15 protein-coding genes are annotated in these 14,690 nt (G+C 37.2%); 8 read left to right on the forward strand and 7 right to left on the reverse strand.

The genetic code is table 11. The features are described from left to right. Positions 1 to 47 precede the first annotated feature (47 nt). The 8 genes from ccoS to BUA76_RS08395 all read left to right on the forward strand — a co-directional run bounded on the left by ccoS (position 48) and on the right by BUA76_RS08395 (position 7,657). On the forward strand, positions 48 to 272 hold the full coding sequence (gene ccoS / locus BUA76_RS08360; protein WP_072884349.1) for a cbb3-type cytochrome oxidase assembly protein CcoS: 225 nt from the start codon (positions 48 to 50) through the stop codon (positions 270 to 272). Positions 273 to 277: 5 nt separating this feature from the next. Beyond that, complete coding sequence (gene ccoN, locus BUA76_RS08365; protein ID WP_072884350.1) at positions 278 to 2,536, forward strand: cytochrome-c oxidase, cbb3-type subunit I; 2,259 nt, start codon at positions 278 to 280, stop codon at positions 2,534 to 2,536. Positions 2,537 to 2,553: 17 nt separating this feature from the next. Further along, on the forward strand, positions 2,554 to 2,757 hold the full coding sequence (locus tag BUA76_RS08370; RefSeq protein ID WP_072884351.1) for a cbb3-type cytochrome c oxidase subunit 3: 204 nt from the start codon (positions 2,554 to 2,556) through the stop codon (positions 2,755 to 2,757). A gap of 9 nt (positions 2,758 to 2,766) precedes the next feature. After that, positions 2,767 to 3,648 (forward strand): cbb3-type cytochrome c oxidase N-terminal domain-containing protein, encoded by an 882-nt coding sequence (locus tag BUA76_RS08375; protein WP_072884352.1) that lies wholly within the window; start codon positions 2,767 to 2,769, stop codon positions 3,646 to 3,648. 98 nt (positions 3,649 to 3,746) lie between these two features. Then, positions 3,747 to 5,201: a cytochrome c oxidase accessory protein CcoG gene (ccoG, locus tag BUA76_RS08380; RefSeq protein WP_072884353.1), complete on the forward strand. Its 1,455-nt coding sequence runs from the start codon at positions 3,747 to 3,749 to the stop codon at positions 5,199 to 5,201. Positions 5,202 to 5,268: 67 nt separating this feature from the next. Further along, positions 5,269 to 5,721: a FixH family protein gene (locus BUA76_RS08385; protein WP_072884354.1), complete on the forward strand. Its 453-nt coding sequence runs from the start codon at positions 5,269 to 5,271 to the stop codon at positions 5,719 to 5,721. Then, complete coding sequence (locus BUA76_RS08390) at positions 5,712 to 6,479, forward strand: sulfite exporter TauE/SafE family protein (RefSeq protein ID WP_072884355.1); 768 nt, start codon at positions 5,712 to 5,714, stop codon at positions 6,477 to 6,479. The genes BUA76_RS08385 and BUA76_RS08390 overlap by 10 nt, the downstream gene beginning before the upstream one ends. A 233-nt stretch (positions 6,480 to 6,712) precedes the next feature. Beyond that, positions 6,713 to 7,657: a T9SS type A sorting domain-containing protein gene (locus tag BUA76_RS08395; RefSeq protein WP_072884356.1), complete on the forward strand. Its 945-nt coding sequence runs from the start codon at positions 6,713 to 6,715 to the stop codon at positions 7,655 to 7,657. Between the two features lie 79 nt (positions 7,658 to 7,736). Here the strand turns inward: BUA76_RS08395 and serS are convergent, their stop codons facing one another. The 7 genes from serS to BUA76_RS08430 form a co-directional block, all read right to left on the reverse strand. Further along, entirely contained in the window at positions 7,737 to 9,017 is a 1,281-nt protein-coding gene (gene serS, locus BUA76_RS08400) for a serine--tRNA ligase (RefSeq protein ID WP_072884357.1), read from the reverse strand. Between the two features lie 67 nt (positions 9,018 to 9,084). Then, positions 9,085 to 9,588: a hypothetical protein gene (locus BUA76_RS08405; protein ID WP_072884479.1), complete on the reverse strand. Its 504-nt coding sequence runs from the start codon at positions 9,586 to 9,588 to the stop codon at positions 9,085 to 9,087. Between the two features lie 128 nt (positions 9,589 to 9,716). Then, a complete protein-coding gene (locus tag BUA76_RS08410; RefSeq protein WP_072884358.1) occupies positions 9,717 to 10,970 on the reverse strand; it encodes a lipopolysaccharide biosynthesis protein in 1,254 nt (417 codons plus the stop codon). 1 nt (position 10,971) lies between these two features. Next, positions 10,972 to 12,108 carry a glycosyltransferase gene (locus tag BUA76_RS08415; protein ID WP_072884359.1) on the reverse strand — a complete coding sequence of 379 codons (1,137 nt, stop codon included), beginning with the start codon at positions 12,106 to 12,108 and terminating at the stop codon, positions 10,972 to 10,974. A gap of 105 nt (positions 12,109 to 12,213) precedes the next feature. Beyond that, positions 12,214 to 12,702: a hypothetical protein gene (locus tag BUA76_RS08420; protein ID WP_072884360.1), complete on the reverse strand. Its 489-nt coding sequence runs from the start codon at positions 12,700 to 12,702 to the stop codon at positions 12,214 to 12,216. 25 nt (positions 12,703 to 12,727) lie between these two features. Next, the gene (locus BUA76_RS08425; RefSeq protein WP_072884361.1) at positions 12,728 to 13,867 is read right to left on the reverse strand and encodes a hypothetical protein; all 1,140 of its coding nucleotides are present in this window, start codon (positions 13,865 to 13,867) and stop codon (positions 12,728 to 12,730) included. A gap of 26 nt (positions 13,868 to 13,893) precedes the next feature. After that, positions 13,894 to 14,679: a (Fe-S)-binding protein gene (locus BUA76_RS08430; protein WP_072884362.1), complete on the reverse strand. Its 786-nt coding sequence runs from the start codon at positions 14,677 to 14,679 to the stop codon at positions 13,894 to 13,896. Positions 14,680 to 14,690 lie beyond the last annotated feature (11 nt).

Here is a 14,690-nt window from a genome sequence, read left to right on the forward strand (position 1 = left end):
TTTTTCACTAAATTTGAACCCCGAAAATAGGTTAATTTTGTTGTCTAATGGATATTCTATATTTAATGATCCTATGCAGTGTTTCTTTGGCTGCAGTTTTCCTGGTCGTGTTTATAGTGTACGCCAGAAAAGGACAGTTTGAGGACGATGAATCCCCGGCTGTAAGAATTCTTTTCGACTCTGATGAAATCAAGGAAAAAGAAGAACCTGGCAGCAATGAAAACAATGATGAAAAAGGAGAAAGTAAAAAAATTGAAGAAAAAAGTGAATAGTTGATATGGAAACACAAAAGTTTAGTTATGACAACAGTATTGTCCGGGCATTCCTTTATGCGACCGTCGTTTTCGGGATCATAGGATTTTTGTTTGGGCTTACAGCTGCATTAATGCTTTTCTACCCTGAGCTTCCGGAATTTTTATTTGGAACAGACGATACAACCATTAAAAGTTTAGGTGGCGGCATTGATGGGCTGATAAACACGCATGGTGCTTTCGGATTCGGGAGAATCAGAATGCTGCACACGACTACTGTTATTTTTGCATTCGTAATGAATGTTGTTTATGTAGGAGTATATTATTCCTTACAGCGATTACTAAAAACAAGAATGTACAGTGATACCCTGTCGTGGATCCACTTCTGGACCTGGCAGATCATGATCCTTGTGACGTATGTTACGTTCTTCATGGGGATTAACACATCTAAAGAATATGCGGAACACGAATGGCCGATTGACATTTTAATTACCATTTCATGGGTGATTTTCGGGGCTAATATGTTCTTAACGATAGCGAAAAGAAGAGTAAGGCATTTATATGTTGCTATCTGGTTCTACATCGGAACCTGGATTGCCGTAGCAATGCTTCACATTTTCAATAACCTTGAGGTTCCTTTATCTTTCACAGGCTGGAAATCTTATTCAGCATATGCTGGGGTAAAAGATGCTATCGTACAATGGTGGTACGGTCACAATGCAGTTGCGTTCGTACTGACAACTCCGGTTTTAGGTTTAATGTATTATTTCTTACCTAAAGCGGCAGACAGACCGGTATTCTCTTATAAACTATCGATTATTCACTTCTGGTCATTAATCTTCGTTTATATCTGGGCTGGTCCTCACCACCTTCAGTATACAGCTTTACCAGCTTGGGCTCAGGCGGTGGGAACAGGTTTCTCCATCATGCTTATCGCACCATCTTGGGGAGGAATGCTGAACGGACTTTTAACATTAAGAGGAGCATGGGATAAAGTAAGAGAAAATCCTATTCTTAAATTCTTCGTTGTTGCAGTAACCTGTTACGGTATGGCAACGTTTGAAGGGCCATTATTGGCAACTAAAAACATAAATAAAATCGGTCACTTTACAGACTGGGTTATCGGACACGTACACTTAGGTGCTTTAGGATGGAATGGTTTCATGGCATTCGGGGTAATTTACTATCTGATCCCAATCTTATGGAGAACGAAATTATATTCAACCAAACTTGCCAACTGGCATTTCTGGCTGGGAACCTTAGGGATCATCTTCTATGCGGTACCAATGTATATTTCAGGTTTCACGCAAGGATTAATGTGGAAGCAGTTCAACCCGGACGGAACGTTGGTATGGAAAAACTGGCTGGATACGGTAACAGCAATTATTCCTTACTTTAAAATGAGATTCTTCGGAGGATTCTTATATCTTTCAGGAGCAATATTAATGGTAATTAACCTTATTGCTACAGTTAGAAAAGGATCATTCCAGAAAGATGTACCGGCAGAAGCACCTGCTCTTGCCAACATCAGCGGAAAACGTAAAGAAGGAGAAGGAACCCACCTTTGGCTGGAAAGAACTCCAATGTTATTAGGAATTTTATCTTTGCTTACGATATCAATCGGTAGTATGGTGGAAATCATCCCTACACTATCTCTTAAGAAAAGTGTACCTACCATTTCAGCAGTGAAGCCATATTCTCCACTCGAACTTGAAGGTAGAGATATTTATATCAGAGAAGGATGTAATGCATGTCACTCGCAGATGGTAAGACCATTCAGAGACGAGATTGTAAGGTTCAACGGTAAAAACGGACAATATTCAAAAGCCGGAGAATTCGTATATGACAGACCGTTCCTTTGGGGATCTAAGAGAACCGGACCGGATTTGCACAGAGAGGGTGGTAAAAACCCAAGTTCTTGGCACTACAAACACATGTATAACCCAAGATCTACTTCAGCAGGTTCTATTATGCCACGTTACCCTTGGTTAATTGCTACCGATCTTGACAGATCTAAAATGGTAGATAAAATGAAGTTGATGAAGAGTGCATTTGAGGTGCCTTACACAAAAGCCGAAATTGATTCTGCAAACTCTTGGGCAGACAACCAAGCTACTAAAATTGTAAGAGATATCTTCTCTGAAGCGTCCGACCTTAAAGATGCGTATGCGAAGAGACCTAAAGGTGAGTTGGAGAAGAAAGAGATTGTAGCTCTTATTTCTTACCTTCAGAGATTAGGTACCGATATCAAAACAACGGAAATTAAAACAGCAAGTAATAACTAACATTAAAAAGTTCCATCATGATACCTCAGAACTTTAAAGACATATTATCCAATACCGACAATGCTGGCTTTTACCAGACTTTGGCTCTGATTTTCTTTATGCTGTTCTTCGTAGCACTGGTAATATATGTTTTCAGCAGACCTAAAAAATATTACAAAGAAGAAGAAGAGGCTCCTCTGGGTGACGATCAGGATGATGATGATTTTAATTTAAAAAATTAACAACTTATTATGAAACAAAGAACACCGGTTTTTGTAAACATCTTAATAATAATCGGACTTTTAATAGTTTTTTATTATCTGTTTGTACAGAGTTATGAATTTCTGGGCTCTCCTTATTTCTGGGGAACTGTAGTGATTGCCGGTATTCTGGCATATATCCACAGTGCAATCGGAGATCTTATTGAGAACAACAAATTCAAAAAACTATCTCCTGAAGAAAAGGCTGCTTATCTTGCAGAAAAGAAAGTGCCTTATTTCACAAGGTTATATAACGCAGCATTTAAAAAACAATCTGCTGCTGAAGAGAAAGATATTCTTATCGACCACGGTTTCGACGGGATTATGGAGCTGGATAACCAATTACCGAAATGGTGGGTAGGTTTATTCTACTTTGGGACCGCTTTTTGTATTGTTTATGTTGCAGCTTACTCTTTCACAGATTTCGCACATCCGTTAACGGAATACGAAAAAGAATATAAAGAGCAGCTTGCAAGTATTGAAGAATATCAGAAATCCCAGCCGCCTGTAACGATTGAAACAGCTAAATATTCAGCGGATAATATTGCAGAAGGTAAAGAGCTTTTTAAAACAAACTGTGCATCTTGTCACAAGGAAGACGGTAGTGGCGGTATTGGTCCGAACCTTACAGATAAATATTGGATTAACCAGCCTGAGAAGACATTATTTAAAAACGTATTCCACATGGACTGGAACGGATCTCCTACCAATCCTTCCATGAGAGCGTTCGGTAAGAACGGAGAAGTTTCCGGTGCTGAAATTGAGAAGATTGCAGCGTATGTATACCATATCAACCAGGAATTGCCTCCGGTGACACCGGCTCAGGGTGGCGCAGCTCCTCAGGGAACTGAAGCACATTGGGAGAAAGAATAATTTTAACAAAAAAATTAGAAACATATGAAAAACATAATTTGTTATTACCTTAAAAATAGTAACGAATTATGTTTTTTCTTTTTTAAATACCAGTACATATGTCAGACATAGAAGAAATAGAAGTGCGCGGCGGACAGGGACAGGTTCTGGACCCTGAAACTTACAGAGATTCTATAGGCACCATGGACCAGTCCGGAAAAAGGAAATGGGTCTATCCCAGAAAGCCTAAAGGAAAGTATACCAATTACAGGTATCTTGTGAGCTGTATTTTATTATTGATTTATTTTTCGGTACCATTTATCAAAATTAATGGAAATCCGATGCTTTTATTTAATGTAATTGATAGGGAGTTTTTCATTTTCGGGCAACCTTTCTATCCTCAGGATTTTTTCATCCTAACATTGGGGGCTATTGCATCTCTTATTTTCATTATTGTATTTACGATTGCTTTCGGTAGAATTTTCTGCGGATGGATATGTCCTCAGACAATTTTCCTTGAAATGATTTTCCGTAAAATAGAGTATGCTATTGAGGGGGATAGGAATAAGCAGATGAAACTTGACAGGCAGGAGTGGAACAGCGAGAAAATATGGAAAAGAGGATTGAAATGGACCATCTACCTTATCATCTCATTAATTATTACTCACTTCATGTTTATGTATATCGTTGGATATGAAGAGGTGTTGAGGATTGTTTCGGAAGGGCCGTTTGCCCACCCGACCAATTTCATAGTCATGATTTTGCTTACTGCAGCATTTTACTTTGTATTTGCATGGTTCAGAGAACAGGTTTGTACACTGGTTTGTCCTTACGGAAGATTACAGGGTGTACTGATTGACAAAGATACAGTAAATGTTTTCTACGATTTTAAAAGAGGAGAAAACAGGGCAAAATGGAGAAAAGGAGAAGACCGGAAGGCGGCCGGAAAAGGAGATTGTATCGATTGTCATCAGTGCGTGGTAGTTTGTCCTACCGGAATTGACATCAGGGACGGACAACAGCTGGAATGTGTAAACTGCACGGCATGTATTGATGCCTGTGACGAAGTCATGGAAAAAGTAGGACTTCCTAAGGGATTAATCCGATATGCTACGGAGAATGAGATCGAAAAAGAAACCAAATTCAAATTTACAGGAAGAATGAAAGGCTTTGCCTTAATTCTAGTATTGCTCACCGGTTTTCTGGGATACCTTCTTTATAATCGTGGCGAAATGGAAGCGAAATTCATTAAGCCTGCCGGAAGCACGTTTTTCGTAAGAGATGGACACATTACCAACACTTATAATTATACGTTCCTTAATAAGACCAATGACAAGAAGATTGTAACCATTAAAGTAATTGAGCCAAAACACGGGGAAGTTATTTACAGTGGCTCAAGCAAGATTACCGTTGAACGGGATAAGATTACCAAAGGAACCGTTAATATCAGTTTCCCGGAAAGTGAGATGAATCTTTCCAAGCAAAATATTACCATCGGCGTTTATGATATGAGCGGAAAGCTGGTAGATTCTTATGAGACGTACTTTGAGGGGCCTTTTAAACTACAATTCTAATATCAGAAACCTCAATATGATCATCTGATGGGAATATTGAGGTTTTTAAAAAATATTCAATTTCAAAATGAAAAAATTCACTTGGGGGCACGGTGTTGTCATTGCATTACTGGCATTCATGGCATTCATATTATCGATGTTATTTCTTTTTACGAACGGCCAGAAAAATTCTGAAATGGTAACTGATAATTACTATGAGGAAGAACTGAAATACCAGGATGTTATTGATGCTAAAAAGAGAGCTGATGATCTGGAAGAAAAGCCAGTCTACAGCCAGGATAAAAGCGGCATCAAAATTACTTTCCCTAACGATTACGACAATTCCAACACAACAGTAAAATTTGTGTTAAACAGGACCGACGATCAGAATTTAGATATAAAAAAATCTGTACAGCTAGATGCCAACAAATCATTCTTAATTCCTGCTCAGGTACTGAAAATGGGAAATTACACTTTACGATTGAACTGGACCAAAGACAAAATAGACTACAGAATGGATTATGACGTGATATGGAAATAGCACTTATTGTATCGGCTATAGGATTGGGATTTGCGTCCGGCTTTCACTGCATCGGAATGTGCGGACCTATTGCCCTGTCAATGGGATTAACAAAAAAACAGGCTACCAACTATTATCTTCAAAATCTTACTTATCAGTTCGGAAGAATTTTTACCTATTCATTTTTAGGAGCCGTTCTCGGCATTGTAGGCGAAGGTTTTGAAATGGCAGGAATCCAGAAATACCTTACCATTGCTGTAGGAATACTGTTGATTATCATGGCGGTATTCTCATTCGGAGGGAAGGATTTTGCTTCAAAAATTCCTTTTTTTTCTAAATTTTTATTTAAAGTAAAATCCAATCTGGGAAGATTATTGCAAAAGGCAGATTACCGTTCAAGATTTACAACAGGTATTCTCAATGGCTTCTTACCTTGCGGAATGGTTTATATGGCTTTAACGGCAAGTCTTGCAAGCGGCGGAATATGGCAGGGCGCTTTATATATGGCTCTTTTCGGCTTAGGAACACTTCCGTTTATGTTTGCGGCAGTTTTGGCCGGAACTCTAATGAGCCAGGCGTTCAGGATCAAAGTATTAAAGGTAATTCCGGTAGTAATGATCATTCTGGGAGGATTATTTATTGTAAGAGGCCTTGAATTGGGCATTCCTTATCTATCTCCAGGAGCTGAAGCAATGACGATCTCAAAAGAGAACCAGGGAGATTGTCATTTGCCGGGAGATCATAATACACACAATCACTATAATACGAATTGTCACTAGTAGCAAATAACAGCAAAATTTAAAAGATTAAGCCCTCTGAAGTCTATCCAGAGGGCTTTTAATTATAACTCTGAAAGGACAAAATTTATCCTTAATTATACATATCATACACATAACAATTTATTTATAAAAATTATATTAAATATTTAAAAAAAATGCTAACATTATTTATTAAGTGCATTATTATTATAAAAATCAATTTTGTATCTTTATTGTAACTAAAAACTTAATATATGCTTATAAAACTACATTTTCCCCCATTTCAGAAAACCAAAAAGTATCAAACACTAAACTACCTTCGTAAAACGGCATGTCATGCATTTACAGTTAGTGTGATTTTGCTTTTCTCAGCAACGAAAGCTCAAACTTCGTTAACTGTTCCTAATTTGACTGTAGCAGGAGCCTTTACAGGACCGTTTGCCAACTCTACCAGAACTTATCAAATGATTATTGATGATTCGCAGCTTACCGCTTTATCCGGAAAGTATCTTACTTCGATATCACTTAGAATTCCTACAACTGCTGCCGCTGCATGGCCTGCCGCAAATACTACATATTCTGATTATCAGATTTATCTTAGTGACGGGGTAGAACCTGCCAACAGGCAGCTTAATTTTGCGGCCAACGTAGTAGGAACCCAGACACAGGTCCGTTCGGGAAGTCTTCTGATACCGTCAGGTGCCGTTACAAACAATGGAAGCTTCAGTTTTGATATAGCTTTCAATACTCCTTATTTATATACAGGTACAAACCTTGTAATAGAAATACGTCATACCGGAAGCAACGGAACAACAACTTCTGTTGATGCAGTAGGAACAAGTAGTTCGGGATATGGCACTCTTTTTACCGCTTGCTGGTCAAGCTCAACATCCGTATCGCAGGGTAACTTTTCTTATGTGAAAATCAGTTCTGCGAATTCTCTTGGAGTAAAATCGGTGGAAATAAATGGCGGAGCATCTGTTTATCCTAATCCAGCAAAAGATCAATTGAATGTAAAATCTTCTAATGACATTGCCGAACTGAACATTTTCAACATGGCAGGCCAGAAAGTATTATCTCAAAAAAATTCAGTTAAAAATCCGCAGCTAAATATATCAGCTTTAACCAGAGGAAATTATATCCTTCAAACAATTGATAAATCCGGAAATTCTACTTCGACGCGGTTCATCAAAGAATAAAATGAATTAGCTGAATAGCTATCTAATTAAAAAAACCACTGTTATTCAGTGGTTTTTATTTTATAAGGAAGTAATTATCTTAATTAATTACATCAAATCGCGCATATTCTGCAATTTTCTTCGGAAGCTTAATTCCTTCCTCTGTCTGATTGTTTTCCAGTAAAGCTGCCATAATTCTTGGCAACGCCATCGCAGATCCGTTTAAGGTATGTACAAGCTGGGATTTCCCGTCTGTTTTGTAACGGCACTTCAATCTATTCGCCTGGAATGTCTCAAAATTGGATACAGAACTTACCTCGAGCCATTTTTCCTGGGCAGCACTCCAGACTTCGAAATCATAAGTCATTGCAGAAGCAAAACCAGTATCTCCACCGCAGAGTCTCAATACACGGTAAGGCAGTTCAAGATCACTCAGAATTTCTTTAATATGTTCTACCATTTCTTCCAAAACCGCATAAGAATTTTCAGGCTTTTCAATTCTTACAATTTCTACTTTTTCAAACTGATGAAGACGGTTCAGTCCTCTTACATGAGCTCCGTAACTTCCTGCTTCTCTTCTGTAGCATTGAGAAAAAGCCGTATTCTTTACAGGTAAATCCTTTTCCTCAAATAATACATCCCTGTACAGATTGGTAACCGGTACTTCTGCTGTAGGAATTAAAAATAATGTTTCTGAAGTTGTATTATTCGCAATCTCATACATCTGCCCTTCTTTGTCCGGCAATTGCCCAGTTCCGTATCCGGAAGCTTCATTTATCACGTGAGGAGGATTGACCTCCATATATCCTTTTTCTACGTTTTTATCAAGAAAATATTGCACCAATGCCCTCTGTAAACGTGCACCTTTTCCTAAATAAACCGGGAATCCTGCACCGGCAATTTTCACCCCAAGCTCAAAATCGATAAGGTTGTATTTTTTGGCCAGTTCCCAGTGAGGGATCGCTCCTTCTCCAAGACCTTCTACATCGTGAGACTGGTAAACAATCTCGTTATCATCCGCAGAAGCACCGCTTTTTACCAACTCATGAGGAATATTCGGAAGTTGGTATAAAATATTGATGAGTTCTTTTTCTCTGACATCTAATTGGTTTTTCAATTCGGACGTCGACTCTTTAAGCTGTGCAGTTTTAGATTTTGCAGATTCGGCTTCTTCTCTTTTTCCCTCTTTCATCAAAAGCCCTATTTCTTTGGAAATTTTGTTGCTCTCGGAAAGCTGGGAATCCAGTTCAAACTGAATTTTTCTTCTTTCGTCGTCGGTAGCAATAGCCTGATCCACCAACTCAAGATTCCTGAATTGTCTTTTCTTAAGACCCTCTAAAACGCGCTCTTTATTGTCGCGCAAAAAATTGACTTGTAACATTTTATTTAGATGTTAGTTATTAGAATGTTGAGCATCAGAATGTCAACAGTTTTGCAAATGTATAAAATTATTTTACGATTGTAACCACATTCGGGGAACCCTGCTGTTTTGTAAATCTTAAGGTATCATTATAATATACTTTCGAGACTTCGAACACGGAAGGTGTCATTCTGTATTCAATCGTTAGTTTATCCTCAATAGTATCTAGAGCAGTATTGTTAAGCCTCCTGATTAAAGAAACCGTTATATCAGATTGATAGATTTTATTATCCGGATCCAGGGTATCAATCCCTATTCTTCTTGCCCCTGCAATATATTCAATAAAAAGAGTGGAATCTGCATTTGCCCGAAGGCTGCTGCTTACGGGGGCAAGATCTGCAGCACCATTGTCATCATTCATTGAATACGTGAAATAGGCAGAATCTTTTTTATTTTTAAAAAGATCTCTTCCTGATGTATTTTTCATATAAATATTGAGGATCTGGTCTATATTCTGCAAATCATCATCATCTGTCCTGCAACTAAGGAAAGCAAAAAAAACAACCAGAACTCCGAAAAAAATATTCTTCATGTACAGCAAAGATAAAAACTTATTTCCAATTTTTGTTCTGATTTTATTGGCTTTCAGCATTAATTAACAGCAACCTGTATTTAGATTATATTCAACTTTAAAAATGTTTAAATCTTGACAAATTTTAATCAATGAGTTTTCACAATTTTCTTTATCAGAAGATGAATTTCTTTTTTAGACAGGATAAAATCACGAATATGAAATTCCGTAATCTGATAAAACCTCCAAAAAAGAATTCCCGATGAAAGGCAGTAGGAAGCAGAGTTTATAATACAAGCTGCTTTGATTCCCCATTTCGGAATGATAAAAAATGAAGAGATGATGGTAAAGATCAGTCCGGCAAGAGATTTTACATTTAAAATTCTCAATTTATTGATCCCTGCAAAATAATGTCCGATAATATTGCTTACAGCTATCGCTAAAATCCCGGGCGAAAGCAACAAAACAATTTCCTTTGTCTCCCCGAAATCTTTACCGAAAATCATGGCATACCAGTGCGCAGGAATCATCAGCATGATGGAAATAAACAGAAGGGTAATAAGGAAGCTGATGCGCAGGGATACTTTTGTTTTTTCGATTGCGCTATTAAAATCCGTATCATTTACCACATCTGCATACAGAACTACGGAAAGACTTCTGCTTACGGTCCATACAGCTTCCGAGAAGGCAATTCCTACCGAGAAAACACCTACACTTATAATTCCCCTGAAATATTCAAGAAAATAAAATGAAAGCCTGTTATTGAGAAACTGCAGAAATGTACTCAACTGTATTTTCCAGCCATAATTAAACAATTGGAAGCCGATATCCTTTGAGATCAATATTTTTTTAAAATCGGCCTTTTTTATCAGCTGAAAAGCAGTAATAAAAAACAGAAGCGTAAAGCAACTTATCTGGGCAATGAAATAGGCATTAACAGAGGTAATTTTAATACAATAAACAATTATGATGATGAATATGATATGTACAAGCTGCTGTAAAACCGTATACAAATTGAACATTTTTATATTCTGCTGGCCTACGAACAAATTTACATTAGCCGTAAGTAGTGAAGACATCACCGAAAGTCCGATAAGATATCCGGAATATTCTGCAGCATGGCCGGAACTGAACAAAACAGGAATCAGAATACCCGTAATAACAGCCCAAAGATAAGCGAATGGCAAAATTTCCTCAGTTCTGAATTTTCTTGCAAAATAACTCATACTGCTGCCTACAAAAATATTGGCAAAAAAACTGATGATGGTAAGATCTGCAATGATAATTGATATCAACCCTTTCCCGCTGCTTCCCCACATATTGGTAGAGTAAATTACCAGCCCGAAATTCAGGATCAGAATTAAAAACCTGGAAACAAAAGTTTTAAGTATGGTCTCCTTCATCTTATGCTAATGATTTTTTGATGAAGTTGAGGAAATTATATTTAATTCCATTCCAGTTATATTTCGTTTCATACGCTCTTCTTGCATTCTGAGCATGTTCCGAATAAATATCAGGATTGTTGATATAATTCAGAATTAGATTTGAAATTCCGTCCGAATTTTCAGGATCAACAAGAAACCCGAATTTTGAAACATCAACATGCTGCCGTGTAGCTTTTAAATCCGTATAAATGACAGGTTTTCCCGAAGCGGCATAATAGAATATCTTAATCGGCAGACAGTGGTGATTTTCATAATTAATGGTTCTCAAGTCAAAACAGATATCTGCATCAGCATAAGCTTCAGTAAAGGTTTCAAAAGAAGCCGGTTTTTCTATTCTGAGATTTTCAAAGTGGTATTTTTTTACCAATCCGGAAAAATACTTTTCATCTTTTTCCTTTCTGGAACCACCAATCAAAAGAATTGAGATCGTAAGTTCAGGTGCTTTTTTTCTCAGGCTATCTGCCGCCGCAAAAAAATGACCGATTCCTTTTTCTTCAGAAAACTGTCCGGTGTAGCAAAGTGTTATTTTGTCAGATTGCAGGCTTTTGATATGTTTCCTAATGTAAATATCATCCGGATAATAGGGTAATACGATTGACTTTTTAAACGGAAAAAAATACGCCAGCGGAAACTTCTTGGTATCTTCCCCGAAAATATAGTGGGTGCTGATGAGCCCTGCATACAATTGAATGAGAAAAAACTTTACGGCATGAATGATGTTAAGCGGAAAAGAAAATTTTTCTACCATTCTCATAGAAGGATACCATTCCGTGATATCATAAATGATGCTTGCTTTTTTTTTCTTTCTGATGCTTTTTGCTGCTATTACTGCCAAAGGTTCCGAACAGAGAACAGCATCAGGGTGATAATCATTACAGATTTTTTCCAGAATCGCCTTTTTTTCAGGAATACTTCTTTCAAGAACGGCATAGGATTCTATTTCAATTCCGTCAATCGTTCCCTGGAATTCAGATGAAAGACTACAGATTTTGACCTCATATCCTTGTTCTTTCAAAGCTTTCGCCTGATGAAAAAATATCCTGTCATCATCATGACGGTGTGCGGTTGTTAAAAAAAGGATTTTAGGTACTTTCATCCTGAGTTTATTAATCTGAAATCGGTTATAGATTTTTTTTACAAATATAAATTAAAGCAAAAAAAGTGGAAGACTTCCACTTTTTATTATTCATTGATTGGGATATTATTTTATAGATGCGGCCCAGCTTCTTTCAAAGGGCAGAAGAAAATTTCCTAAAAATTCTAGATAGGTATTTTTTGAAAAGTCAAAAACCTGTATGTCTTTAGAAATCTCTCCGTTTCTTATTTTCGTTTTAAAATCAATAAGTTTCAGCGTTTTTACTTCACCATTTTCGATGAAGCTTGCTTTCATTCTGTCGAAAAGACCCAGTTGGTATTCCTGGTCAATTTCTCTCATTATTTTGCCCAGTGCGTCAATACTGCATCCTGAAGCCATTTCTTTCTCTTCGTCTACGCAGATAATGATAAACTGATTCTTTTCAATCTTAAAAGATGATGAAAGCGGTTTGCCGTGGGCAGCCCAGGTTGCCAGAAAGTCAAAAAGCTTTTCTGTGATTACTTTTGCCTCTTTAGTTTCAAAAGGTCTTGACGCGGGGTATATAATAACTCTGTAATCGTTGGTCTCTACTATATTTGATTCTTCAATCTTCATTTCTGATACATTTTAAAGTTCAAAATTACGCAATTTTCCTGAGTTTGAAACCATTATACTTTTTGCTCAGTGCATATAGAAAAAGGATGACTAGCAAAACAATATATCCGAAGAAAAACCTTAATCCGGCTGAATGCGGAAAAAACAGAAATTTAATATAAATGTTAATTAAAATAAAAACAACAAGCGTTCTGATCCATGAATCTTTGGAAAGAAAAAAAGTTGATATAAGAAGCACTACTGAGATTAGAGTAACTTTCTTAAAGTTAATAATTTTAACAAAAATTACATTAAAATAGTCTTTAAGGCTGAAGTCCGGCGGAGATCCGGAAATAAATTCACGTCTGTAGATGAAAGTATCATAAAAAAGATGCTTCCAGCCCGGATAACCATAAAATTTTGTGATCGCTATATATAAAATAAAAAGAATAACGCCCTGTAATACAAAAGCCATTTCTGTTTTTTTATTATTCACATATTCATAAATACCTGCTGCTGCGAGATAACTCAATGTAAAAGGTATATAATCCGGCCTGGTAAAAGTAATGGCCAAAAGAATTGAAAACATAGCCCACTTGTTCCATTTTTTAAGCAGTCCAATCATAAAGATCAGCAAAAACTGCAGAATGAACATATCCGGTGTTGTCATTCTGGACATAGAAGTCATTGGAGACAATAGCATTATTACTATCGTTAAGGCCGTAGTAAGAATGTAGTTTTCAGGAAAAATAATTTTGATAATATAAAATAAAATTAATCCGGAAATAAAATAGGAAATGATACTTAAAAAAGTCACCGCATCCGGCGAAGAAAGACCTAATTGGTAGAGAATAAGGATTCCCAGATTATAACCTGCTTTAACCTGATAATATGGCAGCTGTTCCATAAAGGCGCGCGTATTATTAGCAAAAGCCTGTCGGGCATTATCGGCAGGCTTTTTTATTCCTATAATATCCCTGAACTGGTCTTCAGGAGCTTTTTTCTGTATTTCGCTATAGGTAAGTTTACGAATAGTATCTGGTGCATCCGGAAATTTCAAAGTATAGAGGCTTCCTATATAGCCCGGCATATCCCAATCGTAAACCCTGTTTTTATAATTCCAGAAGCTCAGTGCAGTAATAGTAATGACTATAAAAAAAAAGGAAAATCTCCACCTTGATTTCATGGAATACCTTAATTTGGAGTAATGTTTTATAAATCTTCCGCTTCCGCCAACAGTTCTACGATATCTTTTACAGCAACTTCGTGATTTTTATTGAAATGTTTCACACCATCCGTCATCATGGTATTGCAGAAAGGACATCCGGTTGCAATAACTTTAGGCTCGAAAGACAAAGCCTCTTCCGTACGTTCAATATTAATATCCTTATTTCCTTTTTCCGGCTCTTTGAACATTTGGGCACCACCTGCTCCGCAGCATAGCCCATTTGTTTTGCAGCGTTTCATTTCTACAAGTTCGGCATCCAGCTTTTCCAATAAAGCTCTTGGCGCTTCATATTCGTTATTTGCTCTTCCCAAATAGCACGGATCATGGAAAGTAATTTTCTTGCCTCTGAAAGCGCCGCCTTCAATTTTTAATCTCCCTTCTTCCATCAGATTTCTGAGGAACTGTGTATGATGAATAACTTCATACTTACCTCCTAATCCAGGATATTCGTTTTTAAGGGTATTGAAGCAGTGCGGACAAGCCGTTACAATTTTCTTAACTTCATAAGCATTGAGAACTTCAATATTCGTTAAGGCCATCATCTGGAAAACGAATTCATTTCCGGCACGTTTTGCAGGATCTCCGGTACAGCTTTCCTCCTGTCCTAAAACAGCGAATTCAACACCGATTTTATTTAAAATTTTACAAAATGCTTTCGTGATTTTCTTGGCACGGTCGTCAAAACTTCCGGCACAGCCTACCCAGAACAGAACTTCCGGTGATTTTCCTTCGGCAGCATATTCTGCCATTGTTTTTATATTGAAATCCATTCTATTACGTT

Origin of the sequence: Chryseobacterium takakiae, assembly GCF_900129385.1 — a bacterium.
Lineage (GTDB): Bacteria > Bacteroidota > Bacteroidia > Flavobacteriales > Weeksellaceae > Chryseobacterium > Chryseobacterium takakiae.